At 71.2% G+C, this 23,786-nt stretch carries 21 protein-coding genes; 8 read left to right on the plus strand and 13 right to left on the minus strand.

All coding sequences use genetic code 11. The annotated features are described in order from the left end of the window. Nucleotides 1-10: 10 nt before the first annotated feature. The 9 genes from hpnD to OG206_RS04325 all read right to left on the minus strand — a co-directional run bounded on the left by hpnD (nucleotide 11) and on the right by OG206_RS04325 (nucleotide 9,303). Nucleotides 11-931 carry a presqualene diphosphate synthase HpnD gene (gene hpnD / locus OG206_RS04285; RefSeq protein WP_327112323.1) on the minus strand — a complete coding sequence of 307 codons (921 nt, stop codon included), beginning with the start codon at nucleotides 929-931 and terminating at the stop codon, nucleotides 11-13. A 29-nt stretch (nucleotides 932-960) separates the two neighbouring features. Further along, nucleotides 961-1,881 (minus strand): squalene synthase HpnC, encoded by a 921-nt coding sequence (hpnC, locus tag OG206_RS04290; protein ID WP_327112325.1) that lies wholly within the window; start codon nucleotides 1,879-1,881, stop codon nucleotides 961-963. 421 nt (nucleotides 1,882-2,302) lie between these two features. After that, nucleotides 2,303-3,088: an ABC transporter ATP-binding protein gene (locus OG206_RS04295; RefSeq protein WP_327112328.1), complete on the minus strand. Its 786-nt coding sequence runs from the start codon at nucleotides 3,086-3,088 to the stop codon at nucleotides 2,303-2,305. Further along, a complete protein-coding gene (locus tag OG206_RS04300; RefSeq protein WP_327112330.1) occupies nucleotides 3,081-4,010 on the minus strand; it encodes an ABC transporter permease in 930 nt (309 codons plus the stop codon). The genes OG206_RS04295 and OG206_RS04300 overlap by 8 nt, the downstream gene beginning before the upstream one ends. A gap of 102 nt (nucleotides 4,011-4,112) precedes the next feature. Continuing rightward, the gene (locus OG206_RS04305) at nucleotides 4,113-4,985 is read right to left on the minus strand and encodes a glycosyltransferase family 2 protein (RefSeq protein WP_327112332.1); all 873 of its coding nucleotides are present in this window, start codon (nucleotides 4,983-4,985) and stop codon (nucleotides 4,113-4,115) included. 8 nt (nucleotides 4,986-4,993) lie between these two features. Further along, nucleotides 4,994-5,773: a CDP-alcohol phosphatidyltransferase family protein gene (locus OG206_RS04310; RefSeq protein WP_327112334.1), complete on the minus strand. Its 780-nt coding sequence runs from the start codon at nucleotides 5,771-5,773 to the stop codon at nucleotides 4,994-4,996. Then, nucleotides 5,751-6,812, minus strand: coding sequence for an iron-containing alcohol dehydrogenase family protein (locus OG206_RS04315; RefSeq protein ID WP_327112336.1), 1,062 nt, complete (start codon nucleotides 6,810-6,812; stop codon nucleotides 5,751-5,753). The genes OG206_RS04310 and OG206_RS04315 overlap by 23 nt, the downstream gene beginning before the upstream one ends. Then, the gene (locus OG206_RS04320; protein WP_327112338.1) at nucleotides 6,800-7,537 is read right to left on the minus strand and encodes a phosphocholine cytidylyltransferase family protein; all 738 of its coding nucleotides are present in this window, start codon (nucleotides 7,535-7,537) and stop codon (nucleotides 6,800-6,802) included. Before OG206_RS04320 ends, OG206_RS04315 begins: the two co-directional genes overlap by 13 nt. Next, nucleotides 7,534-9,303, minus strand: a complete 1,770-nt coding sequence (locus tag OG206_RS04325; RefSeq protein ID WP_327112340.1) for a DUF5941 domain-containing protein — start codon at nucleotides 9,301-9,303, stop codon at nucleotides 7,534-7,536. Before OG206_RS04325 ends, OG206_RS04320 begins: the two co-directional genes overlap by 4 nt. A 302-nt stretch (nucleotides 9,304-9,605) precedes the next feature. Between OG206_RS04325 and galE the strand changes: the two genes are divergently transcribed. The 4 genes from galE to idi all read left to right on the plus strand — a co-directional run bounded on the left by galE (nucleotide 9,606) and on the right by idi (nucleotide 13,909). Further along, nucleotides 9,606-10,592 carry a UDP-glucose 4-epimerase GalE gene (gene galE / locus OG206_RS04330; protein ID WP_327112342.1) on the plus strand — a complete coding sequence of 329 codons (987 nt, stop codon included), beginning with the start codon at nucleotides 9,606-9,608 and terminating at the stop codon, nucleotides 10,590-10,592. Nucleotides 10,593-10,766: 174 nt separating this feature from the next. Continuing rightward, the gene (locus OG206_RS04335) at nucleotides 10,767-11,708 is read left to right on the plus strand and encodes a cation diffusion facilitator family transporter (protein ID WP_327112344.1); all 942 of its coding nucleotides are present in this window, start codon (nucleotides 10,767-10,769) and stop codon (nucleotides 11,706-11,708) included. Nucleotides 11,709-11,926: 218 nt separating this feature from the next. Continuing rightward, on the plus strand, nucleotides 11,927-13,168 hold the full coding sequence (locus OG206_RS04340) for a bifunctional class I SAM-dependent methyltransferase/N-acetyltransferase (protein WP_327122180.1): 1,242 nt from the start codon (nucleotides 11,927-11,929) through the stop codon (nucleotides 13,166-13,168). Between the two features lie 147 nt (nucleotides 13,169-13,315). Continuing rightward, entirely contained in the window at nucleotides 13,316-13,909 is a 594-nt protein-coding gene (idi, locus tag OG206_RS04345) for an isopentenyl-diphosphate Delta-isomerase (protein WP_327112346.1), read from the plus strand. Between the two features lie 25 nt (nucleotides 13,910-13,934). On the opposite strand, the gene OG206_RS04350 is transcribed toward idi, so the two are convergent. Then, nucleotides 13,935-14,390, minus strand: coding sequence for an ATP-binding protein (locus OG206_RS04350; protein WP_327112348.1), 456 nt, complete (start codon nucleotides 14,388-14,390; stop codon nucleotides 13,935-13,937). Nucleotides 14,391-14,675: 285 nt separating this feature from the next. Between OG206_RS04350 and OG206_RS04355 the strand changes: the two genes are divergently transcribed. Continuing rightward, a complete protein-coding gene (locus OG206_RS04355) occupies nucleotides 14,676-15,476 on the plus strand; it encodes an enoyl-CoA hydratase/isomerase family protein (RefSeq protein ID WP_327112350.1) in 801 nt (266 codons plus the stop codon). Here OG206_RS04355 and OG206_RS04360 read toward each other — a convergent pair. After that, nucleotides 15,430-15,687 carry a hypothetical protein gene (locus OG206_RS04360; RefSeq protein WP_442805798.1) on the minus strand — a complete coding sequence of 86 codons (258 nt, stop codon included), beginning with the start codon at nucleotides 15,685-15,687 and terminating at the stop codon, nucleotides 15,430-15,432. The two genes, OG206_RS04355 and OG206_RS04360, sit on opposite strands and share 47 nt — an antisense overlap. On the opposite strand from OG206_RS04360, the gene OG206_RS04365 reads away from it, so the two are divergent. Together OG206_RS04365 and OG206_RS04370 are read left to right on the plus strand one after the other, a co-directional pair. Beyond that, nucleotides 15,686-16,549 carry an SCO6745 family protein gene (locus tag OG206_RS04365; RefSeq protein ID WP_327112352.1) on the plus strand — a complete coding sequence of 288 codons (864 nt, stop codon included), beginning with the start codon at nucleotides 15,686-15,688 and terminating at the stop codon, nucleotides 16,547-16,549. The two genes, OG206_RS04360 and OG206_RS04365, sit on opposite strands and share 2 nt — an antisense overlap. A 217-nt stretch (nucleotides 16,550-16,766) precedes the next feature. Next, on the plus strand, nucleotides 16,767-19,220 hold the full coding sequence (locus tag OG206_RS04370) for a Tex family protein (RefSeq protein WP_327112354.1): 2,454 nt from the start codon (nucleotides 16,767-16,769) through the stop codon (nucleotides 19,218-19,220). Nucleotides 19,221-19,274: 54 nt separating this feature from the next. On the opposite strand, the gene OG206_RS04375 is transcribed toward OG206_RS04370, so the two are convergent. Continuing rightward, nucleotides 19,275-20,915, minus strand: a complete 1,641-nt coding sequence (locus tag OG206_RS04375) for an ABC-F family ATP-binding cassette domain-containing protein (RefSeq protein WP_327112356.1) — start codon at nucleotides 20,913-20,915, stop codon at nucleotides 19,275-19,277. Between the two features lie 106 nt (nucleotides 20,916-21,021). Between OG206_RS04375 and OG206_RS04380 the strand changes: the two genes are divergently transcribed. After that, on the plus strand, nucleotides 21,022-21,951 hold the full coding sequence (locus OG206_RS04380; protein WP_327112359.1) for an FAD-dependent oxidoreductase: 930 nt from the start codon (nucleotides 21,022-21,024) through the stop codon (nucleotides 21,949-21,951). A 61-nt stretch (nucleotides 21,952-22,012) separates the two neighbouring features. Here OG206_RS04380 and OG206_RS04385 read toward each other — a convergent pair whose 3' ends face one another. After that, nucleotides 22,013-23,749 carry a BCCT family transporter gene (locus OG206_RS04385; RefSeq protein ID WP_327112361.1) on the minus strand — a complete coding sequence of 579 codons (1,737 nt, stop codon included), beginning with the start codon at nucleotides 23,747-23,749 and terminating at the stop codon, nucleotides 22,013-22,015. Nucleotides 23,750-23,786: the final 37 nt, after the last annotated feature.

Consider the following 23,786-nt stretch of genomic DNA (forward strand, 5'->3'; position numbering starts at 1 on the left):
GGATGTGCCATCAGGTGCGCCCCCTGGTCGTGCGGCGCGAGATGTAGCGCGCGTCGAGGCCCGACAGGCCGCGCACGGCGACGTAGGCCTTCTCGTGGCCCGGGAGCGAGACCCTGCCGCGCAGGACGGCCTCCGGGTCGCGCTCGATCCGGTCGAGGAGGCGGCGGTAGATGCCCGCCATCGCCGCCACGCAGGCACCGCTGCGCCGGTCCAGCATCGGCAGCAGCCGGTAGCCCTCCGCGAAGAGCGCCCGGGCGCGCCGGACCTCGAAGTGGACCAGTCCGGCGAAGTCGGATCCGGGGGGCGGTGTGGCCCGGTGGAATCCGGCGGAGCAGCCGAATTTGGCGAGGTCGTCGGCGGGCAGGTAGGTGCGCCCGTTCCCGGCGTCCTCGCGCACGTCGCGCAGGATGTTGGTGAGCTGGAGCGCGAGGCCGAGGGTGTCGGCGTACTCCGCCGCGCGCTCGGCGCCGGGTGCGCCCTCCTCGGTACCGAACACACCGAGGCTGAGTCGGCCGATGGCACCCGCGACACACCGGCAGTACGTCTTCAGGTCGTCCCAGGTCTCGTAGGTCGCACCGCGCACGTCCATGAGCACGCCGTCGATGAGCTCGTCGAGGCCGTCGAGCGGCAGCGGGAAGCGCCGTGCGGCGTCGGCGAGCGCCACCGCGACGGGGTCGGTGTCGTCCTCGTCGACCGCCTTGTCACGGATCCGGTCGAGCAGTTCGCGGGTGCCTTCCAGCCGGACGCGCTTGGTCTCCGGATCCAGCTCGCCGTCGCCGATGTCGTCGACCCGACGGGAGAAGGCGTACAGCGCCGACATGGCCTGCCGCTTCTCGTACGGCAGCAGCCGGATGCCGTACGCGAAATTACGGGCCTGCTGTCCGGTGACGGCCTCGCAGTAGCTGTATGCGGCCTGTACCGGTGCCGACATGTACGTCGTCTGTCCCTCCACGGTCCGGCTCACCCCTCTCTGTGCGCTCTTCGCAGGACGGCTCCCACCTCGCGCAGCAACCTCGGCGCGGTGGGCTTGGGCGGTCCGGGCAGTACGTCGAAACCGGCGGCCGAGACGGCACCGAGCGCGGCGCGTCCACCGCCGACGAATCCGGCGAGCAGCAGCCGGAGCCTGCCGTGGACGCCGGCCACGAGGGGGATGCCCTCGTCCAGCAGGTGACCGGCTCGCTCGGCCTCGAAGGCGACCAGGGAACGCACCGCCGCGCCCGCGGAGGGGGCGGCCAGCTCGGACTCACCGACGTGGAAGCGGGCCATGTCCTCGGCGGGCAGATAGACGCGGTCGCGACCGAGGTCCTCGGCGACGTCCTGGAGGTGCTCGGCGATCTGCAGTGCGGTGCAGACGGCGTCGGAGCGGCGGATCCGTTCGGGGCTCGCGGTGCCGGTGATCTGCAGGACGAGCCGCCCGACCGGGTTGGCGGAGAGCTCGCAGTAGGCGAGGAGCTCGCCGTAGGTCCCGTAGCGGCGGATCTTCTGGTCCTGCCGGTTGGCTTCGACGAGGCCGAGGAAGGGCTCGGGGGTGAGCGCGCAGCGCCGCACCGTGGGACGCAGGGCGCGCATCAGGGGGTGGCGGGGGCCGTCGCCGACGCTCGCGAAGACGCGGTTCAGGTCGGCTTCGAGGGCGTCCAGCATGGCCGGCCGGTCCGCTTGCTGTCCGGACTCCAGACCGAGCAGGCGGGCGTCGGCTCCGCCGGGCGGCAGATCGCCGTCCCCGATGTCGTCGACGAGGCGGGCGAATCCGTAGACCGCCATGAGGTCGTCGCGCCAGGCGCGCGGCAGGAAGAAGGGGGCCACGGGGAAGTTCTCGTCCGCGGCCTTGGCGAGCGTTCCGGTCGTGGCGGCATCGGCGCGCGCCTCCTGGGTACCGGTCACTGCGTACCACCCGACGCGGGGACGGCGAAACCCCGTCGGAGCTGGAGATTTTCCATCGTTGCCGTCATATCTCCCGTTCTACACTGCTGACCCAAAACATCCCTTTTCGGACACGCCGTTAGTCCTCCCGAGTGCGACATGCGCGCTACGGGTGATGTGCCGGGGGGCGTATCGCCCCACATTGCCGCGAATCAGCACCGGTACAGCTTACGTTGTACAGCTCACAGGGCCGCGCCGGGGTGCAGCGCGCCCTGATACAACACTTCGTCCGCCGCCAACGTTCCCCGGATGCGCGGTGATTGACGTCATCCGCCGGGAGGAGATCACCCCGGGTCCCGCCTCGCGCCCGCACATGTCCGTGGGGGCACAGCGCGTGGCCCCCGCCGGAATGCTCCCGGCGGGGGCCACGCGCACGCCACGGCTACTTGCCGGTCTCCCGCTCGTAGGCCTTGAGGACCTCTTCGGTCGGGCCGTCCATCAGGAGCTCGCCTCTCTCCAGCCACAGCACCCGGTCACACGTGTCCCGGATCGTCTTGTTGTTGTGGCTGACCAGGAAGACGGTGCCCGCCTCCTTGCGCAGCTCGCGGATCCGCTCCTCGGACCGCACCCGGAACTTGCGGTCACCGGTGGCCAGCGCCTCGTCGATCATGAGGACGTCGTGGTTCTTGGCGGCCGCGATCGAGAAGCGCAGCCGCGCCGCCATGCCGGAGGAGTACGTCCTCATCGGCAGCGTGATGAAGTCGCCCTTCTCGTTGATCCCGGAGAAGTCCACGATGTCCTGGTACCGGCTGCGGATCTCCTCACGGCTCATCCCCATCGCGAGACCGCCGAGGACGACGTTGCGCTCACCGGTGAGATCGCTCATCAGCGCCGCGTTGACACCGAGCAGCGACGGCTGGCCGTCCGTGTAGACCTTGCCGTGCTCGGTCGGGAGCAGGCCCGCGATGGCACGCAGCAGCGTGGACTTGCCCGAGCCGTTGGTGCCGATGAGCCCGATGGCCTGACCGCGGTAGGCGGTGAAGGACACACCGCGCACCGCGTGGACCTTGCGCACACCGCGCGGTTCCCCCTTGCCGCGGCGCATCATGCGGCTCAGCGCGGCGGTCGCGCTCCCCTTGCCGCCGCTCGTGCCGTTGACGCGGTAGACGATGTGCACGTCGTCCGCGATCACGGTCGGGATGTGCCCCTGGGACGATTCCTCAGCCACGGCCGTACCGTTCCTCTGCCTTCCAGAAGTACACGAAGCCCACGCCGCCCACCAGGAGCGACCAGACGAGTCCGACCACCCAGACGTGCTGCGGCAGGTTCTCCGAGCCGTATCCGTCGATCATCGCGAAGCGCACCAGGTCCATGTAGATGGCCGCCGGGTTGTACTGGAGCACGTCGGCGATCCAGGCCGGCTTGCCCGCGAGCTGTACGGGGATGGAGAACATGACGCCCGAGGCGTACATCCAGGTACGCATGACGAACGGCATCAGCTGGGCGAGGTCGGGGGTCTTGCTGCCCAGCCGGGCCATGATCAGCGCCAGGCCGGTGTTGAAGAAGAACTGCAGGGCGAGAGCCGGTACGACCAGCAGCCAGGAGAGACTGGGATAGCTGCCGAACGCCACGGCCACGGCGATCAGCACGATCATCGAGTACAGCAGCTGCTGCAGCTGCTGGAGCGAGAACGAGATGGGCAGCGACGCCCGGGGGAAATGCAGCGCCCGGACGAGGCCGAGGTTGCCCGCGATGGAGCGCACTCCGGCCATCACCGAACTCTGCGTGAAGGTGAAGACGAAGACACCCGTCACCAGGAACGGGATGAAGACCTCCTGGGGCATTCCCTTCGACGTGCCGAGAATGAGCCCGAAGATCAGGAAGTAGACCAGCGCGTTCAGCAGCGGTGTCGCCACCTGCCACAGCTGGCCGAGCTTGGCCTGGCTGTACTGCGCCGTCAGCTTGGCCCGCGAGAACGCCAGGATGAAATGCCGGCGGCCCCAGAGCTGACGTACGTACGCGAACAGCCCGGGCCGGGCGCCGCTCACCGTCAGGCCGTATTTTTCGGCCAACTGGGACGGACTGAGTCCCGCGTCGGCGGACGGTGGGCTGCTCAGCGCAATCCCGCCGTCATGGGTCGTGTCACTCACAGTTAAGAACTCTCGTCTTCACAATGCGCAGCCAGGCGCGGCCGAGGCGGACAGGGTCCCCGTACGAATGAATACGGCTCATGCTCTCAGAGGAAGAGCCTCTCAGATCACCGGTGGGCGGCCCAGTCTCGTCAGCCGCCACACCGTACGCCACTTCATGGGCCGCCGGGGTCCGCAGGGCGTCGTCCACCCTTCCCGGAAACCACCGAACCATGCGCGCAGAGCAGGCAGTGAGGGCTTGCGCACAAGAGTGAGAAGCAGCCAGACGCCCGTGTAGACGGGGACGAGCGGCGCGGGCAGGTTGCGGCGGGCCAGCCATACCCGGTTGCGGGCCACCATGCGGTGGTAGACCGCGTGCCGCGACGGCGCGGTGGTGGGGTGGTTGAGGACCATGTCGGCGCGGTACTCGATCATCCAGCCGGCGTCCAGGGCACGCCAGGCGAGGTCGGTCTCCTCGTGGGCGTAGAAGAATTCGCCGGGCAGCGGGCCCGCCTCCGCGATCACCTGGCTGCGCACGGCGTTCGCGCCCCCCAGGAAGGTCGTGACCCGGGACGAACGCATGGGGTCCGACGCGCGCAGCCTCGGCACGTGCCGCCGCTGGGTGACGCCGGTGTCCGGGTCCGCGATGCGGAAGGTGACGACTCCGAGCTTCGGGTCCGCCTCGAACGCCTGCCGGCAGAGCTCGGCGGTGTCCGTGTTCGGCAGCAGCCCGTCGTCGTCGAGGAAGAGAAGCGCGTCCACGTCGGCCCCGGACGGCCCGAAGGCTTCGATGCCGACGTTACGGCCGCCGGGGATGCCCACGTTCTCGGGCAGCTCGACGGTGCGCACGCCCGGGGGCACGTCCGGGACCGGGGCGCCGTTCCCGACGACGACCACCTCGATCCGGTCGCCGTCCTGCTTGGCGACCGAATCGAGAAGGGCACGCAGTTCCTCGGGGCGGTTGCCCATGGTGATGATGACCGCGCCGAGTTTCATGGGAGAGCTCACTTCAGCCTGCTGGACGCCAGGATCGACACCAGGTGCAGGACGGTCTGGAGCAGGGCGATGCCCGCCATGACCGCGACCGCGAGACGGCTGAAGTAGAGGTCGTCCCTGACCGTGTCGAGGACGGCCGCGACCAGGATGACGAACGACGCCTCGATGCCGAGGATCAGCCGGTGGAACTTGAGCGCGCCGGCGGCCCGCCGGGCGAGTGCCATGCCGGAGGAGCGCGGTTCGGACGCGGCTTCCTTGACGGGCGGCAGGCCGCCCTGGTGACGGGCGACACCGACGAGGTCGGTCTCGGCCTTGATCAGGATGGCGCCGAGCGCGGCGAGCGTGCCCAGGAAGGCCCACAGCCAGTCGATGCGCCCGGGACCCCACAGGTCGGCGGCGCGCAGGCCGAAGCCGACCAGCACCGCCGCGTCACACAGATACGCGGCCACGCGGTCCAGGTAGACCCCGCCCAGCGAGTACTGCTTCTTCCAGCGGGCGACCTCGCCGTCGACGCAGTCGAACAGCAGGTAGAGCTGGACCGCGAGCACGCCGAGCAGGGCTCCGGGGATGCCGGGGAGCAGCAGGGCGGGCGCCGCGAGCACACCGGCGACGGTCATCACGTAGGTCAGCTGGTTCGGCGTGACCTTGGTCGTCACCAGCTGCCGGGTGATGCGCAGCGAGACCTCGCGCATGTAGAGCCGACCAGCCCAGTGCTCGCCACTGCGCCGGTCCTTCACGCCCGGAGGGTGAACGACGGGGCGGAGTTCAGCTATGGATGGCTTTTGCATAGTCGGCGTACGCGTCCCTGATCTGGTCGGTGGACAGGTTGAGGTGTTCCAGGATCGTGAAGCGGCCCGGACGCGTCTGCGGCGCGTACTCGACGGCCCGCACGAACTCGTCGGCGGTGAAACCGATCTCCTCGGACAGCACGGGCAGCCCGTGGCGACGCAGGACGGACGCCATGTGCCGCGACTCCTCGCGGGCACCCCTCAGGTGCATCGCGAAGCAGGCGCCGAGGCCGACCTGCTCGCCGTGGCTGGCGGCACGCTTCGGGTACAGCAGGTCGAAGGCGTGGTTGATCTCGTGGCAGCCGCCCGACGCGGGCCGGGAGTCACCGGCGACCGACATCGAGATGCCCGTCAGGACGAGGCCCTCCGCCAGCACCTTGAGGAAGGCGTCGTCGCCGACCCCGCCGGGGTGGCGGAGCACGGCCTCGCCCGCCTGCCGGGCCATGGCCGCCGCGAGACCGTCGATCTCCTCGCCCTGTACCTCGTGGGCGAGCTCCCAGTCGGCGACGCAGGAGATGTTGGAGACCGCGTCCCCGATGCCGGAGCGCACGAAGCGTTCGGGGGCCTCACGGATCACGTCGAGGTCGATGACGACGGCGATCGGGGTCGGGACGCCGTAGGAGCCCCGACCGTTGTCGTTGTCCAGGGTGGCGACCGGGGAGCAGAGGCCGTCGTGGGAGAGGTTCGTCGCGACGGCGACCATGGGCATGCCCACGCGCGCCGCGGCGTACTTCGCCACGTCGATGATCTTGCCGCCGCCGAGGCCGACGAGCGCGTCGTAGCGGTTGCCCTTGATGCCGTCGGCGAGCCGCACGGCGGAATCGATCGTGCCGTCGGTGACGGGGTACCAGTCGGCCCCCGGCAGCACCGGGGCGAGCCTCTCGCGCAGGGCGCGCCCGGACCCCTCGCTGATCGCGATGGCGAGCTTGCCCGATGCGGAGATCCGCTGGTCGGCGAGGAGACCGGCCAGGTCGTCCATGGCGCCGCGCCGGATGTCGACGACGACGGGGGACGGGATGAGGCGGGTCAGTACCGGCACGCGATCTCCCTGCCCCTGGCCAGGTCGTCGTGGTTGTCGATCTCGACCCACGTCACCTCGCCGATGGGGGCGACGTCGACCGTGAAGCCGCGGTTCACGAGCTCCTGGTAGCCGTCCTCGTAGTACAGGTCGGGGTCGCGCTCGAAGGTCGCCTTCAGTGCGTCGGCGAGTTCCTCGGCGGCCTCGGGCTCGATGAGCGTCACGCCGATGTACTCGCCGGTCGCGGTGGCCGGGTCCATCAGCTTGGTGATGCGGCGCACACCCTTCTCGCCGTCGGTGATGACCTTCATCTCCTCGTCGGCGAGGTTCTTCACCGTGTCGAGCGCGAGGACGATCTTCTGGCCCTTGCCGCGGGCCTCCAGGAGGGTCTTCTCGACGGAGACGGGGTGCACGGTGTCGCCGTTGGCCAGGATGACGCCCTGCTTCAGGACCTCACGCGCGCACCACAGGGAGTAGGCGTTGTTCCACTCCTCGGCCTTGTCGTTGTCGATCAGCGTCAGCTTCACGCCGTACGTCGCCTCGAACTCGGCCTTGCGGGCGTAGACGGCCTCCTTGCGGTAGCCCACCACGATCGCGACCTCGGTCAGCCCGACCTCGGCGAAGTTGGCCAGCGTGAGGTCGAGGACCGTCTTCTCACCGTCCACAGGCACCAGGGCCTTCGGCAGCGTGTCCGTGTACGGACGCAGACGGCGTCCGGCGCCGGCAGCCAGTACGAGGCCGATCATGCGAGTTCTCCTTCGTCGTGTACGGCGGGGGCCGAGGAGGACACCCAGAAGCGGATGGATTCCACGAGCACCACCAGGGCCACGGCGACCGCGAACACGGTGAGCGCCGTGGTGAAACCTGAACCGCTGGTCAGCAGGGCGGCGAGCACGGCCACGACCAGGGTCCGGCCCTCGTGCCCGCCGATGGTGCGCACCAGCCACCGGGGCGGTGCGCCGGTGCCGCCCCGAATGCGGTACACCGTGTCGTAGTGATGGTAGGCGACCGCCGAAACCAGGCCGAATGCCGCGGGAACGGCGTGCGGCACGTCGCTGCGGGCGGCCAGCACGAGGACGGTGCAGTACTCGGCTGCCCGGAAGACCGGGGGTACGAGCCAGTCGAGCGCGCCCTTGAGCGGCCGGGAGACCGCGAGGCCCGAGAGGATCGCGTAGACCCCCGCGGCACCCACGGTCAGCGGGCCGCCGAAGGGGGCGAAGAGGGCGGCGGCGACCACGGCCAGGGCTCCGGCGAACGCCAGCAGCGGGGCGGTGAAGCCGCCGCGCGGGCGCCGGAGCACAGCGGCCACGCCCTGCGCGAGCGGCCCCGAGTCGGCGAGGTCGGCCAGCGCCCCGGCGGCGCGGTCGGTGCGCTGCGCCTTGCGGGTCAGCGAACGCAGGAGCCGGCCCGCCGTGGTGTAGCAGGCGGCCAGCGCGCAGCCGATCAGCAAGGCGTAGAACACGATGCGGGGCGTGGTCACGGCGGTCAGCACGGCGATCATGGCCCATCGTTCGCCGATGGGCAGCACTATCATCCGGCGCAGCCAGACCGTCCAGCCGACGCTGTCCAGCCTGTCGGAGAGCGCGGCGGTCGGGCTGGTGTTGGACACGGCGTCGTGATTGGCCTCGTTGAACGAGAAGTCGACGACATGGCGGCACGCCTGGAGCACCATCGCGCCGAGCGCCAGCACCCACACGTCGTCGCCACCGCGGGCGGCGCCCAGGGCGAGGCCCGCGTAGTACGCGTACTCCTTGGCCCGGTCAAAGGTGGCGTCGAGCCATGCCCCCATCGTCGAGTACTGCAGGGAGTACCGGGCGAGCTGCCCGTCCGTGCAGTCCAGGACGAAGGAGAGGAGCAGGAGCACCCCGGCCGCGACGTAACCGCCCCGGGTGCCGGTCGCCGCGCTGCCGGCCGCGATGAGCGCCGTGATCAGGGAAGCGGTGGTGACCTGGTTGGGGGTGAGGCCCCGGCGGGCGCACCAGCGGGCGATGTAGCGCGAGTAGGGGCTGATGAAGTAGGTGGTGAAGAAGCCGTCGTGGGCCTTCACCGCGCTGCGCAGCCGTACGGCCTCGTCGTCGACCGCGTCCACCGCGGCCTGCGCGCTGCTGCGGTCCTCGGGGCCGGTGGGCACCGCGGCGATGAGCGAGCCCAGTTCGGGGCGCTTCACCTCGGCGCCCTCGGCGGCCAGCGCGGCTGCCAGGCGGCCGGGGACCGTGCGGTCCTCGGCGGGGGTCGCGGCACCGTCGGTTCCGGCGCCGTCGGGCAGGGCGGGGCTGCCCACCCCTACGGGCGTCACGGACCGGTGCAGGGCCCGCAGTGCCGCGGCGCGCGCCTCGGGCCGTGCGGTGAGCGCTCCGGGGATCGCGGCGACGGGGAACCTGGGGTCGGTGAGTCCGAGCCTGAGGGCGTGGACATGGCCGACGAAACGCGGGTCAACGAGCGCGACGCGTCTGTTGGCGGGGACTGCGGCGAGCAGCGCGGCGGCCTCGGAGGCGTCGGCGGCGGCAGTCACCTCGAAGCCGAGTGACCTCAGATCGTCCTCGAGCGACGACCCGGGTACCGGCGCACCGGTGAGGATGGCGGTCGACAGACGAACTCACTCCTTGGCACTGGGGACGGCGCGCGACAGTGCGGCCCCGAGGTGGGCCGGCGGCACGTCGGCTGAGGCTATCGGATGAACGGAAGACCGATTTCACCGGCCGTTTGTGCTCCGTTCGGGCGATCCGGCCATGATGCGGAGCCGTTCGCGATCATCATCGTCGATCAACGGCTCGCCCCACAAACCGCGTCCGGACAGCGCCTAAGCTGACGCGTATGACGTGGTTGATCACAGGCGGAGCCGGATACATCGGGGCACACGTGGCGAAAGCCATGAAGGAGGCCGGAGAGCGAGTCGTCGTCCTCGACGACATCTCGACCGGGATCGACGCCCGGCTGCCCGGGGACATCACGCTGGTGCGCGGCTCGGCGTCCGACCGCGAGGTGGTCGACCGGGTGCTGGCCGAGCACGCGGTCACCGGTGTGGTGCATCTCGCGGCGAAGAAGCAGGTCGGCGAGTCCGTCGAGAAGCCGCTGATGTACTACCGGGAGAACGTCACGGGGCTGTCGGTGCTCCTGGAGGCCGTGGTCGCCGCGGGTGTGGGGCGCTTCCTCTTCTCGTCGTCGGCGGCGGTGTACGGCGTCCCGGACACCGCCCTCATCACCGAGGACACCCCCTGCGCACCGATCAACCCCTACGGCGAGACCAAACTCGCCGGGGAGTGGCTCGTCCGGGCCACGGGGCGGGCGCACGGCATCTCGACGGCCTGCCTGCGGTACTTCAACGTGGCCGGGGCGGGCGAGCCCGAGCTTGCCGACACCGGCGTCTTCAACGTCGTCCCCATGTTCTTCGACCGGCTGACGAGGGGCGAGGCGCCCCGGATCTTCGGTGACGACTACCCGACGCCGGACGGCACCTGCGTGCGTGACTACATCCACGTCGCCGATCTGGCCGAGGCGCATCTGGCCGTCGCCAAGCGGCTCGACCGGGACGCGGCCGGCGGGGACCTCACCGTGAACATCGGCCGGGGCGAGGGCGTCTCGGTGCGCCGGCTGGCCGAGCTGGTGGTGGAGGTCACCGGTCTGCCCGCGGAGCCCGTGGTCGAGGCGCGCAGGCCGGGGGACGCCGCCATGGCCGTCGCGTCGGCCGCCCGGATGACGGAGGAACTGGGCTGGACGGCCCGGCGGGGGATGCGCGAGATGGTGGAGTCGGCCTGGGAGGGCTGGTGCCTCCTCCACCCCGGGGCCCGCGCCGCGAAGTAGCGCCCACGTTGCGCCCGGCGCTCTGACCTGCGGACGTTTCCGCAGGTCAGAACACATGACAACGGTGTTCAGTCCCGTGTTGCCCCGTACCCCGACCCCGTAGTTCACTGGCCGCATCGGGCGAGGTGCGTCCGAGCTGTCCGATGGACACGACGGGTGTACGGAGGCGTTCTCATGGGGGCAGGCCACGACCACGGGCATGCGCACGGCGGACCGGCCCCGACCGGGACGGCCGCCGCTGCGTACCGGGGCCGGCTCCGGGTGGCCCTGGGCATCACGCTCGGCGTCATGGTCATGGAGATCGTCGGCGGGCTGCTCGCGGACTCGCTGGCGCTGATCGCGGACGCGGCCCACATGGCGACCGACGCCCTGGGCCTCGGCATGGCCCTCCTGGCCATCCACTTCGCCAACAAGCCCGCCGGCCCGAACCGCACCTTCGGCTACGCACGCGCCGAGATCCTCGCCGCCCTCGCGAACTGCCTGCTCCTGCTGGGTGTCGGCGGCTACCTCGTCTTCGAGGCAGTCGACCGCTTCATGACACCGGCGGAGACGAGGGGCGGTCTGGCCATCGCGTTCGCCGCCGTGGGTCTGCTCGCGAACGTGGTCTCGCTTTCCCTGCTCATGCGCGGGCAGCGGGACAGCCTGAACGTGCGCGGTGCCTATCTGGAGGTCGTCGCCGACACCCTCGGTTCCGTGACCGTGCTCGTGGCGGCGGGCGTCATCATCGCCACCGGCTGGCAGGCCGCCGACCCCATCGCCTCGCTCCTGATCGGGCTGATGATCGTCCCCCGTACGGTCAGACTGCTCCGGGAGACCCTCGACGTGCTGCTGGAGTCGGCTCCCAAGGGGGTCGACATGGAGAAGGTGCGCGCCCACATCACGGCGCTGCCCGGCGTCCTGGACGTTCACGACCTGCACGCCTGGACGATCACCTCGGGGATGCCCGTCGTCTCCGCCCATGTGGTCGTGCACCAGGAGATGCTCGACTCGATAGGGCACGAGAAGGTGCTGCACGACCTGCAGGGCTGCCTCGGACATCACTTCGACGTCGAGCACTGCACCTTCCAGCTGGAGCCCAGCGGGCACGCGGAGCACGAGGCTCGGCTCTGCCACTGAACCCCTGCCGGTCGCGGTGCTAGGGTCTGCGTCGTGTCTCCGGGTCCGGAGCCCGTGAAGAGTGAAGGAGCTGAGGTCGATGACCGTCACGACGACGGCTGCACCGCGCAGCAACCGGTCCTTCCTCATCTTCCGGGTGACCGGCCGACCGCTCGGCTGACGCCGGCCCGTGTCGGCCGGGGCCCTCTCACACAAGGGTTCCGACGTTGACCGACCCCATGCACGACGCCTTCTTCGCACTTCATGACCGGCTGCCCCGGCAGAGCCCGGGATCCGATGCCACGACCCGGCGGCTCCTCGCGCTCGCGGGCCCGCTGCCGCCGCGCCCCCGCGTCCTGGACCTGGGCTGCGGCCCGGGCAGGGCTGCTCTGCTGCTCGCCGCCGAGGCGGGTGCGCGGGTGACGGCGGTCGATCTGCACCAGCCGTTCCTCGACGAGCTCACCGAGGCCGCACGGGCCCGCGGTCTCGGCGACCGCGTCGGTACCGTCAGGGCCGACATGGCCGGCCTCGACGGGCCCCGTTTCGCCGACGGTTCCTTCGACCTGGTCTGGGCGGAGGGTTCCGCCTACATCGTCGGCTTCGACACCGCGGTGAGGGACTGGCAGCGGTTCCTGGCGCCCGGTGGCTCCTTGGTGATCACCGAGTGCGTCTGGACCACGGGCTCCCCGTCGGCGGGTGCCCGCGCCTTCTGGGACCCGCAGGCCTCACTCCGCCCCGTCGCGGGGAACACGGCGGCCGCCGTGGCGGCGGGCTGTCATGTACTCGGAGTGCTGGTTCAGCCCGACAGCGACTGGGACGAGTACTACGTCCCGCTGGCCGAGCGGGTCGCCACGGCCGATCCCTCGGCCCCGGGCATGGCCGGGGCGCTGGAGGCCACCCGCGAGGAGCTCGCGGTGCGTGTCCGGCACGGCACGGAGTACGGCTACGCGGGCTATGTGCTGCAACCTCACGATCCCCGCTGGCGGACCCGTCCGGAGGTGCCGGCGGACCATGACGCGGTGCGCGCCGTCGTCGCGGCCGCCTTCCCCACGCCCGCCGAGGCCGGTCTGGTCGACGCGCTGCGTGCCGATCCGGGCGCGTGGCTGCCCGGTCTCTCGTACGTGGCCGAGGCCCCGGACGGTTCCGTCGCGGCCCACGCGCTGCTGACCCGGTGCACGGTCGGGGACGTGCCCGCTCTCGCGCTGGCACCGGTGTCGACGGCACCGGACCACCAGCGCCGGGGTGCGGGCCGCGCGGTCGTGCGTGCGGCGCTGGACGCGGCGAGGATGGGGGGCGAGTCACTCGTTCTGGTACTCGGTCATCCCGAGTACTACCCGGCCTTCGGCTTCGTGCCGGCCTCGCGGTTCGGGATCGTGCCGGGCTTCGACGTGCCCGACGAGGCGTTCATGGCGTTGGTGCTCGACGATTCCGCGCAGGTCCCGGTGGGCACGATCCATTATCCGGAAGCCTTCGGCGTCTGAGGCCATGTCCGTTCCGCCGCCCCGGGGGTGGGTGGCGGAACGGACATGCCAGCCCCCGAAGCGCGGACAAGCGGCTTTTGTACGGCAGACTTGACCGCACTCGAGGGGTCCGGCGCACGAGGCCGGGAACCAAAGCGAAGGATGGGTATGCCGACCACACCAGCCACCGCGGCGCACAGCGCGTCGAACGGCACAGCAGACACGATCATGCTCGAACTGGTCGACGAGAGCGGCACCACCATCGGCACCGCGGAGAAGCTCGCTGCCCATCAGGCCCCCGGTCAGCTGCACCGGGCGTTCTCCGTCTTCCTCTTCGACGAGCAGGGGCGGCTGCTGCTGCAGCGCCGGGCCCTCGGCAAGTACCACTCCCCCGGCGTCTGGTCGAACACCTGCTGCGGACATCCGTACCCCGGGGAGGCACCGTTCGCGGCCGCCGCCAGGCGTACGTACGAGGAGCTGGGCATCTCGCCCTCGCTGCTCGCGACCGCGGGCACCGTGCGCTACAACCACCCCGATCCCGTGTCGGGCCTGGTCGAGCAGGAGTTCAACCACCTGTTCGTCGGGCTGGCGCAGGAGGAGCTGCGGCCGGACGCCGAGGAGGTCGGCGAGACGGCCTTCGTGAGCGCGACCGAGCTGGCGGAGCGGCACGAGGCCGCGCCGTTCTCGGCGTGGTTCATGACCGTGCTGGACGCCGCGCGGCCCGCGATCCGGGAGCTGACGGGCACGTCCGCGGGCTGGTGACGCGGGCTCGGGGGTGCCGGGGCGGTCAGAGCTGCGTCGTGAGGGGCAGCGCCGCCCAGATGATCTTGCCGCCGCCGGCGGTGTGCTCCACGTCGCAGGTGCCACCCGCCTCGGCGGTGATCTCGCGCACCAGCAGCAGGCCCCGGCCGCCCGTCTGCCCGTAGTCGGTGACGAGGGCCGTGGGGCGGTAGGGATGGTTGTCCTCGACGGACACCCGGATCCACTCCGCGCCGATGGCCACCTCGACGGCGAGCTCGGGCGAGAGCAGGGCCGCGTGCCGGACCGCGTTCGTGACGAGTTCCGAGACGATGAGCAGCAGGCCCTGGAGGATCTCGTCCTCGACCGGTACCCCCTGCCGGTTCAGCAGGTCACGCACCGCGTGCCGGGCCTGGGGCACCGAGGCGTCCACGGCGGGGGCGGTGAAGCGCCATACCCCCTCGTACGACACCGGATGGGCCGGAACACTCCCGCGGCTCTCCATAGACCGGCACCCGCTCTCGACTCGCATCTCACTGACCATCGAGTAATGAGTGTCGGGAACAGCATGGTCCGGACCGCAGCACTGACCGTAAGTGGTCACTTACAGAACCAATTTGATCGATTGGGTATGACAGCGTCAGGTGATTGGACTACTTCTCGTCCTCTTCGGGCACCATCTGCTCCGTCACCGTACTGACGACGCGTCGGCCGCCCAGGGCGACGAGGCAGCCGATGAGCAGCGGCCGGCTTGATCACACGTTCGACCGCTGCGGATAGCATCCGGCGCATGGACCTCACGGAACGGCCGGCGCCCACGGAGCCGCGGCTGGAGCACACCGTCGTGGACGGCGTGGCCACCGTCGTCATCAGCAACCCCGCCAAGCGCAACGCGATGACCTCGGACATGTGGCAGGCGCTGCCGGTGCTCCTCCAGGAACTGGCCGGCGACTCCGCCGTGCGCGTCCTCGTGCTCACCGGAGCCGGCGACACGTTCTGCGCGGGAGCGGACATCGCGTCCCTCCGGGCTCCCGGCGGGCGACCGCAGGCACTCGCCGTCCGGGCCGAGGACGCTCTCGCCGCCTTCCCCCGGCCGACGCTGGCCGCCGTGCGCGGCTACTGCGTGGGCGGCGGCAGCCAGCTCGCGGCCGCGTGCGACCTGCGGTTCGCCGAGGAGGGCGCGTCCTTCGGCATCACCCCCGCCAAACTGGGGATCGTCTACCCGTCGTCCTCCACCCGCCGGCTGGTGTCACTGGTGGGCCCCTCCACCGCCAAGTACCTGCTGTTCTCCGGGGAGCTCATCGGCACGGAGCGGGCCCTGCGGACGGGCCTGGTCGACGAGGTCACGCCTGCGGGCGGGCTGGACGACCGGGTCCGGGCGTTCGCGCGGGTCCTGGCCGCGCGCTCTCAGCTGACGCAGGCGGCAGCGAAGGAGTTCGCCGACGGCCGCGCGGACCGGGACGCCTACTGGTCCTCGCAGGCGCAGGACAGCGGTGACACCGCCGAGGGGGTCTCCGCCTTCCTGGAGCGCCGCACTCCCCGCTTCACGTGGACCACCGGGCAGCCGGAGGCCGGGGCCACGACAGGATGAACCTGCTCTTCGCACGCCACTCCTCGCCCAGGGCCGCCGGAGCCGTGTGCGGGGAGCCCGAGTCGTAGGGCGGCCGGGGGCCGTACCCGGCCAGCAGCTGGACGGACCTGGCGTGGTCGTCGCCCGCGATCGTGCCGAGCACCGGTGTCGTCCGGCCCTCGTGACCCCCGGGGCTACCGGACGTACCAACCAGTCGGTAACGTGCGGGCATGACCACTCTCCCCCCGCGCGCCGGACGCCGCTGCCACAACGCCCTCAACCCGATGCACTCGTGCGTCTACTTCTCCCCCGACCTCGGCAAGGAGTTCGGTGAGCTCGGCGTCGAGGACCCGCGAGCCGTCTACTTCGCCGCGCGCGGCGCGGCCCTGGGCGCGGTCGGAGCGGGCACCGTGACCTCCACCTTCTACAACTTCAGCCACGAACTCGTGGCCCGGCATCTGCCCGCCGTCTGGTCGGAGATCACCCCCGGGGCCGCGCTCGACGCACGGCTGAGGGCCGCCGACTCGACGCTCCGCCGGGTGCTCGGCGAGGAGGTCGTCGCCTCCGCGGAGATGGCGGAGGCAGCCCGGCTGGCACTGCGCGCCGCTGAGGCCTGCACCCGCCACGCCCGCCCGCTGTACGCCGCGCAGGCCGATCTCGCGGTCCCGGACGAGCCGCACCTGGCGTACTGGCACGCGGCGACGCTGCTGCGCGAGCACCGCGGTGACGGGCATCTGGCCGCCCTCCTCTCCGCCGGCCTCGACCCGCTGGAGGCCCTGGTCAGCCACACCGCCACCGGCAAGGGCATGGCACCCCGCTGGATCCTCGCCACGCGCGGATGGCGGCGCACGGACTGGGACGGGGCGGTCGAGCGGCTGCGCAGCCGCGGTGTCCTGGACGCCGAAGGCGACCTGACCGACGCGGGTACCGCGCTCAGGGCCGAACTGGAGGAGGCGACGGACCGGATGGACGCGGCGCCGTACGAGCACCTGGGCGCCGACGGCGTGGCGCGACTCACCGAACTGGGGCGCGGGTTCCTGTTCACCGCGGCCTCCGCCGGCGCGTTCCCGGACGACCTCGTCGGCCGGGGCTGACCTCACCGGCGTACGGAACAGGCCCCCGCCACGGCGCGTCACGCGGAAGCGGGGCCGCCGCGCCCGACCGGCCCGTCCGCCGTGACGGGCGGGCCGTGATCGACGAGGTCACGCGACACGGCACCCGACGACCCGGCACAATGCAGGCGAAGGTGCCCACGGGAGTGTGGAGCACCCCAGTGGCACAGCCAGTACGAGAAGGCGAGTCGGTAGAACCGTGACGACGTCCATCGAAGGCAGGATCGCCGAGGAACTCGGCGTACGCGAGCGTCAGGTGAAGGCAGCCGTCGACTTGCTCGACAGCGGGTCGACCGTGCCGTTCATCGCGCGCTACCGCAAGGAAGCGACCGAGATGCTCGACGACGCGCAACTGCGCACGCTCGAGGAGCGGTTGCGGTACCTGCGGGAGCTGGAGGACCGCCGCGCGGCCGTCCTCGAGTCCGTGCGCGAGCAGGGCAGGCTCGACGAGGCGCTCGAAGCGCGGATCCGTGCGGCCGACACCAAGGCGCGGCTCGAGGACATCTACCTGCCGTTCAAGCCGAAGCGCAGGACCAAGGCGCAGATCGCTCGCGAGGCCGGCCTGGAGCCCCTGGCCACCGGGCTGCTCACCGACCCGTCCGTGGACCCGCTCGTCGCGGCGGCGGCGTATGTCGACGCGGACAAGGGCGTGGCCGACCCCGCGGCGGCCCTGGAGGGGGCGCGCGCGATCCTGGCCGAGCGTTTCTCGGAGGACGCAGACCTGACCGGCGAGCTGCGCGAGCGCATGTGGGCGCGGGGCAGGATGGTCGCGAAGGTGCGGGACGGCAAGGAGGAGGCGGGCGCGAAGTTCGCGGACTACTTCGACTTCAGCGAACCGTTCACCGCGCTGCCCTCGCACCGGGTCCTCGCCATGCTCAGGGGCGAGAAGGAGGACGTGCTCGACCTGGTCCTCGAACCGGAGGAACCGTCGGAGGAGCCCGGGCCGTCGTCGTACGAGAACATGATCGCCCGCCGTTTCGGCGTCGCGGACCGCGGCCGCCCCGGCGACAAGTGGCTCGGCGACGCCGTGCGCTGGGCCTGGCGCACCCGGATCCTCGTACACCTCGGGATCGACATGCGGCTGCGGCTGCGCACGGAGGCGGAGGACGAGGCCGTACGGGTCTTCGCGTCCAACCTGCGTGACCTGCTGCTCGCCGCGCCGGCCGGCACCCGGGCGACCCTGGGGCTCGACCCCGGGTTCCGGACGGGCGTGAAGGTGGCCGTGGTGGACGCCACCGGCAAGGTCGTCGCGACGGACGTCATCCACCCGCACGTGCCGGCGAACAAGTGGGACCAGTCGCTCGCCACGCTGGAACGCCTCGCGAAGGAGCACCAGGTCGACCTGATCGCGATCGGGAACGGCACGGCGTCCCGCGAGACGGACAAACTCGCCGGAGAACTGTGCGACAAGCACCCCGAGTTGAAGCTCACCAAGGTGATGGTGTCGGAGGCCGGCGCCTCGGTCTACTCGGCGTCGGCCTTCGCCTCGCAGGAACTCCCCGACATGGACGTGTCGTTGCGTGGTGCGGTGTCCATCGCCCGTCGGCTGCAGGACCCGCTGGCCGAGCTCGTCAAGATCGACCCGAAGTCGATCGGCGTCGGGCAGTACCAGCACGACCTGTCCGAGGTGAAACTCTCGCGTTCCCTGGACGCCGTGGTCGAGGACTGTGTGAACGGTGTGGGCGTCGACGTCAACACTGCTTCGGCACCGCTGCTTTCCCGGGTGTCGGGCATCGGTTCCGGACTGGCCGAGAACATCGTGGCGCACCGCGACACGAACGGCCCCTTCCGCTCCCGCCGGGCGCTCAAGGACGTGGCGCGGCTGGGCCCGAAGGCCTACGAACAGTGCGCGGGCTTCCTCCGTATCCGGGGCGGTGACGACCCGCTGGACGGGTCGAGCGTGCACCCCGAGGCGTACCCCGTGGTGCGGACGATGGTGAAGCGGACGGGTGGGGACGTCGCCTCGCTGATCGGCAACACGGACACGCTGCGCTCGCTGCGGCCGGACGACTTCGTCGACGAGAAGTTCGGTCTTCCCACGGTCACGGACATCCTGAAGGAACTGGAGAAGCCCGGCCGCGACCCGCGGCCGGCGTTCAGGACGGCCACCTTCAAGGAGGGTGTCGAGAAGCTCGCCGACCTGGCCCCGGGAATGGTGCTGGAGGGGGTCGTCACGAACGTCGCCGCGTTCGGCGCGTTCGTCGACATCGGTGTGCACCAGGACGGTCTCGTGCACGTGTCGGCGATGTCGCGCACGTTCGTCAAGGAGCCCAGGGACGTCGTGAAGCCGGGCGACATCGTGCGGGTGAAGGTCATGGACGTCGACATCCCGCGCAAGCGTGTCTCCCTGTCGCTGAGGCTCGACGACGAGGCATCGGCCGGACAGGGCGGCGGACAGGGCTCGAAGCGCGAACGCGGCGAGCGGAACGGTCAGGGCGGCGGCGAGCGCCCGCCGCGACAGCGGCAGGGCCAGGGTCAGGGCCAAGGCCAGGAGAACCGTCAGGGTGGCGCCGGTCAGCGTCGGGACCGGCGGGGCGGCGGCAGCGGAGGCGCCGCACGGCCCGCCGCGGCACCGGCCAACAGTGCGATGGCCGACGCCTTGCGGCGCGCGGGACTGACGGGCGGGTCCGACAAGGGCGGGTCCAGGCGCTGAGGCCCCGCGAGCAGGCTGCCCGCCCCGGCTCCGGGGCGGGCAGGCCGTCGTCCGTCAGACGGCCTCGGTGACCTTGCCGTCGGCCACCTCGACACGGCGGGTCGTACGGACGGCCTCCAGCATCCGCCGGTCGTGCGTGACCAGCAACAGCGTGCCCGTGTACGACTCCAGGGCCGACTCCAGCTGTTCGATCGCCGGCAGGTCCAGGTGGTTCGTCGGCTCGTCCAGGACCAGCAGGTTGACCCCCCTGCCTTGCAGGAGCGCCAGGCCGGCGCGGGTGCGTTCGCCGGGCGAGAGCGTGGTCGCGGGGCGCAGCACATGGGCGGCGCGCAGACCGAACTTCGCCAGCAGGGTGCGCACCTCGGCCGGCTCGGTGTCGGGGACTGCCGCGCAGAAGGCGTCCAGCAGGCTCTCCGTGCCGTGGAAGAGCTTGCGCGCCTGGTCGACCTCGCCCACCACGACACCCGAGCCGAGCGTGGCGTGGCCCGCGTCGAGCGGGAGGCGCCCCAGGAGGGCCGCCAGCAGCGTGGACTTCCCGGCGCCGTTGGCACCCGTGATGGCGACCCGGTCCGCCCAGTCGATCTGCAGGGTGGCCGGACCGAAGGAGAAGCCACCGCGTACCACCTCGGCGTCGCGGAGGGTGGCGACCACGGAGCCGGAGCGCGGAGCCGAGGCGATCTCCATCCGCAGATCCCACTCCTTGCGCGGCTCCTCGACGACGTCGAGACGCTCGATCATGCGCTGGGTCTGCTTGGCCTTCGCGGCCTGCTTCTCGCTGGCCTCGCTGCGGAACTTGCGGCCGATCTTGTCGTTGTCGGTCGCCTTGCGGCGGGCGTTCTTGACGCCCTTGTCCATCCACCCCCGCTGCATCTGGGCACGGCCTTCGAGCGCGGAGCGCTTGTCCGCGTACTCCTCGAACTCCTCGCGGGCATGGGTGCGGGCGCGCTCGCGCTCCTCCAGATAGGACGCGTAGCCGCCGCCGTAGAGGTTGATCTGCTGCTGGGCGAGATCGAGTTCCAGGACCTTGGTGACCGTCCGCATCAGGAATTCGCGGTCGTGGCTGACGACGACCGTGCCCGCACGGAGTCCGGAGACGAAGCGCTCCAGGCGTTCCAGACCGTCGAGGTCCAGGTCGTTGGTGGGTTCGTCGAGCAGGAAGACGTCGTAGCGCGAGAGGAGCAGCGAGGCGAGGCCCGCGCGGGCCGCCTGCCCGCCCGAGAGCGCCGTCATCGGGAGGTCGAGGCCGACGGTCAGGCCGAGTTCGGCGGCTACCTCCTCGGCGCGCTCGTCCAGGTCCGCGCCGCCGAGTGCGAGCCAGCGCTCCAGCGTCTCGGAGTACGCGTCGTCGGCGCCCGGTGCCCCGTCGACGAGGGCCTGCGTCGCCGCGTCCATGGCGGTCTGGGCGTCAGCGACCCCGGTCCGGCGGGCCAGGAACTCCCGTACGGACTCTCCCGCACGGCGTTCGGGCTCCTGCGGGAGGTGGCCGACGGTGGCGGAGGGCGGCGAGAGCCGCAGCTCCCCCTCCTCCGGCCGGTCGAGTCCGGCGAGCAGACGGAGCAGTGAGGATTTGCCCGCGCCGTTGGCTCCGACGAGACCGATCACGTCGCCGGGCGCGACCACGAGGTCGAGTCCGGCGAAGAGCGTGCGGTCGCCGTGCCCGGCGGCGAGTTCCTTGGCGACGAGAGTGGCAGTCATCAGGCTGACGATCCTAACCAACCCGGGAGGCCGTTCTCCCGGCTGGACCGCGGGTGCGACCATGGCCTGCCCGGGCCCCGGCGGGCGCGGGTGGGGCGGAGACGGGGTGGGCACGGTGGCGGACGTGATCGTGGTGGGCGGCGGGGGCAGCGGTCTGACCACGGCCCTGCTGCTGGCGGAGCGGGGGCTGCGGGTGCGGGTCTGGTCGCGGGACGCGTCCTCGGCCACCACCTCGGCGGTGGCGGGTGCCTTGTGGTGGCCGTACCGGATCGAACCCGAGGAGCTGGTCGGCAGGTGGTCGCTGGAGACCCTGCGGGTGTACGAGGAACTGTCGGCGTCCCCCGGGGAGACCGGCGTGCGGATGGTCGCCGGGGTGCACGGCGGCGAGCGGCTGTCGGCGCTGGGGGCGTGGGCGCGCGGTCTGGTCGGGGTCGCCGAGGTGCCTCAGGGACTGAGGGTGACCCTCCCGCTGATCGACATGCCCGTCCATCTGCGCCGGCTGGAGGAACGGCTGGCCTCGGCCGGGGGTGTGGTCGAACGGCGCACGGTGGGCGGCTTCACCGAAGCCGCTTCCGAGGCGCCCGTGGTGGTGAACTGTGCCGGGCTCGGTGCCCGGGAGCTCGTCCCGGATCCGGGGGTGCACCCGGTCCGCGGCCAGCTCGTGGTGGAGAACCCCGGCATCGACGAGTGGTTCACCCGGGCGGATCCGGCGTCGAGTGCGACGACGTACTTCTTCCCGCAGCCGGGCCGCCTGGTACTGGGCGGAACCGCGGAGACCGGCGAGGAGGGGACGGATCCCGACCCGGTCACGGCCGGGGAGATCGTGGCGCGCTGCGCGCGGGTGCGGCCCGAGATAGCCGGGGCACGTGTGATCGGGCACCGCGTGGGGTTGCGGCCGGCCAGGGACGCCGGGGTGCGGATCGAGGCGGAGGAACTGGCGGGCGGCGGGCTGCTGGTGCACAACTACGGTCACGGTGGCGCGGGCGTGACCGTGGCCCGGGGGTGCGCCCGGGCCACGGCCCGGCTGGTGCCCTGAGCCTCGGCCCGCCCGCCTCGGAGCAAGTGGCGTCACGGGAGCCCCGCGCCGCCCCGCCCGGTCACGCCGGCGGTTCGGGCCTCCGGCGTTCGTCGCTGGTGACCTCGGACCCGGGGCCGATGCGGATCTCGAAGTCGCCGTCGTACTTGGCGTGGCCCTCGATGACCGCCGACTCGACCGCCTCCACACCGAACTCCCTGCGGACGATCATCGGGTCCTGGCGCAGGTCCCTCATGAGCGCGACGCACATCCCGATCATCACGATGGTGAAGGGCGCCGCCACCAGGATGGTCAGGTTCTGCAGCCCTGCCAGGGCGTCCCCCTGCCCGTCGCCGATGAGCAGCATGACCGCCGCGACGGCGCCGGTCACGACGCCCCAGAAGATGACCACCCACTTGGCGGGCTCCAGGACGCCCTTCTGGGAGAGCGTGCCCATCACGATGGACGCGGCGTCGGCACCGGAGACGAAGAAGATGCCGACCAGGACCATCACCAGGATGCTCATGACGGTGGCGATCGGGTATTCGTGCAGGACGCCGAAGAGCTGGGCCTCCGGGGTGTCGCCGATGCCCTTGAGCTGTCCGTCCCGCTGCAGTTGGATCGCCGAGCCGCCGAACACGGCGAACCAGATCAGGCTGACGGTGCTGGGGACCAGGATCACGCCGCCGACGAACTGCCGGATCGTGCGGCCGCGGCTGATCCTGGCGATGAACATCCCGACGAAGGGCGTCCAGGAGATCCACCAGGCCCAGTAGAAGACCGTCCAGCTGGCGAGCCAGTCGGCGACCTCCCCCTCTCCGGTCGCCTCGGTCCGGCCGACGAGCTGGGCGAGGTCGCCGAAGTACGCCGCGATCGAGGTGGGCAGCAGGTCCAGGATGATGATGGTGGGACCGACGACGAAGACGAAGACCACCAGGATCAGCGCGAGCACCATGTTGATGTTGGAGAGCCACTGGATGCCCTTCTCCACACCGGAGACGGCCGATGCGACGAAGGCTGCCGTGAGGACCGCGATGATCACGACGAGCAGCCCGGTCCCGGTCTTCTCCAACCAGTCGAGTTCCTGGAAACCGCTGCCGATCTGCAGCGCCCCGAGGCCCAGCGAGGCGGCGGAGCCGAAGAGGGTCGCGAAGATCGCGAGGATGTCGATGATCCGGCCGACGACCCCGTGGGAGTGCCGCTCACCGATGAGCGGGATGAACACGGCGCTGATGGTCTGGCGGCGGTGGCGGCGGTAGGCGCTGTACGCGATGGCCAGGCCGACGACCGCGTAGATCGCCCAGGGGTGGAGCGTCCAGTGGAAGAGGGTGGTCGCCATCGCCGTCTGCTCCGCCTCGGCGGCGTCGGCGGGGTGCGTGCCGGGGGGTGGATTGACGAAGTGGGCCAGCGGCTCGCTCACCCCGTAGAACATCAGGCCGATACCCATGCCGGCGCTGAACATCATCGCCACCCAGGAGACCGTGCGGAACTCGGGTTCCTCCCCGTCCTGACCGAGCGAGATCCGCCCGTAGCGACTGATCGCGAGCCAGAGGGCGAAGATCACGAATCCGGAGGCGGCCAGGATGAAGGCCCAGCCGCCGTTGTGGATCAGCCCCGTGAGCAGACTGTCCGACACGTCCGTCAGCGAGTCGGTGGCCGTGGAGCCCCAGATCACGAATGCGACGGTGAGGACCGCGGAGACGCCGAACACCCATCGGTCGGTCGATGCGCGGCGTCCGTGGTGCGGATCGGTGGGCAGTTCGGCCGTGACCGGCAGATACTCCCCTCGCCCACCCCTTCTCTGCTCGTCGTGTGACACAAATGGCACCTTTCAGGCAATGCGAATATTTCGCTCT

It is taken from the genome of Streptomyces sp. NBC_01341 (assembly GCF_035946055.1).
In the GTDB taxonomy this organism is placed as follows: Bacteria; Actinomycetota; Actinomycetes; order Streptomycetales; family Streptomycetaceae; genus Streptomyces.

Excerpts from the sequence above, each read along its gene's own strand:
- hpnD (WP_327112323.1), bottom strand. The coding sequence starts at position 931 with ATGTCGGCACCGGTACAGGCCGCATACAGCTACTGCGAGGCCGTCACC.
- OG206_RS04305 (WP_327112332.1), bottom strand. The coding sequence starts at position 4,985 with ATGAAACTCGGCGCGGTCATCATCACCATGGGCAACCGCCCCGAGGAA.
- OG206_RS04310 (WP_327112334.1), bottom strand. The coding sequence starts at position 5,773 with ATGCAAAAGCCATCCATAGCTGAACTCCGCCCCGTCGTTCACCCTCCG.
- OG206_RS04320 (WP_327112338.1), bottom strand. The coding sequence starts at position 7,537 with ATGATCGGCCTCGTACTGGCTGCCGGCGCCGGACGCCGTCTGCGTCCG.
- galE (WP_327112342.1), top strand. The coding sequence starts at position 9,606 with ATGACGTGGTTGATCACAGGCGGAGCCGGATACATCGGGGCACACGTG.
- OG206_RS04335 (WP_327112344.1), top strand. The coding sequence starts at position 10,767 with ATGGGGGCAGGCCACGACCACGGGCATGCGCACGGCGGACCGGCCCCG.
- OG206_RS04340 (WP_327122180.1), top strand. The coding sequence starts at position 11,927 with ATGCACGACGCCTTCTTCGCACTTCATGACCGGCTGCCCCGGCAGAGC.
- idi (WP_327112346.1), top strand. The coding sequence starts at position 13,316 with ATGCCGACCACACCAGCCACCGCGGCGCACAGCGCGTCGAACGGCACA.
- OG206_RS04350 (WP_327112348.1), bottom strand. The coding sequence starts at position 14,390 with ATGGAGAGCCGCGGGAGTGTTCCGGCCCATCCGGTGTCGTACGAGGGG.
- OG206_RS04355 (WP_327112350.1), top strand. The coding sequence starts at position 14,676 with ATGGACCTCACGGAACGGCCGGCGCCCACGGAGCCGCGGCTGGAGCAC.
- OG206_RS04365 (WP_327112352.1), top strand. The coding sequence starts at position 15,686 with ATGACCACTCTCCCCCCGCGCGCCGGACGCCGCTGCCACAACGCCCTC.
- OG206_RS04360 (WP_442805798.1), bottom strand. The coding sequence starts at position 15,687 with ATGCCCGCACGTTACCGACTGGTTGGTACGTCCGGTAGCCCCGGGGGT.
- OG206_RS04375 (WP_327112356.1), bottom strand. The coding sequence starts at position 20,915 with ATGACTGCCACTCTCGTCGCCAAGGAACTCGCCGCCGGGCACGGCGAC.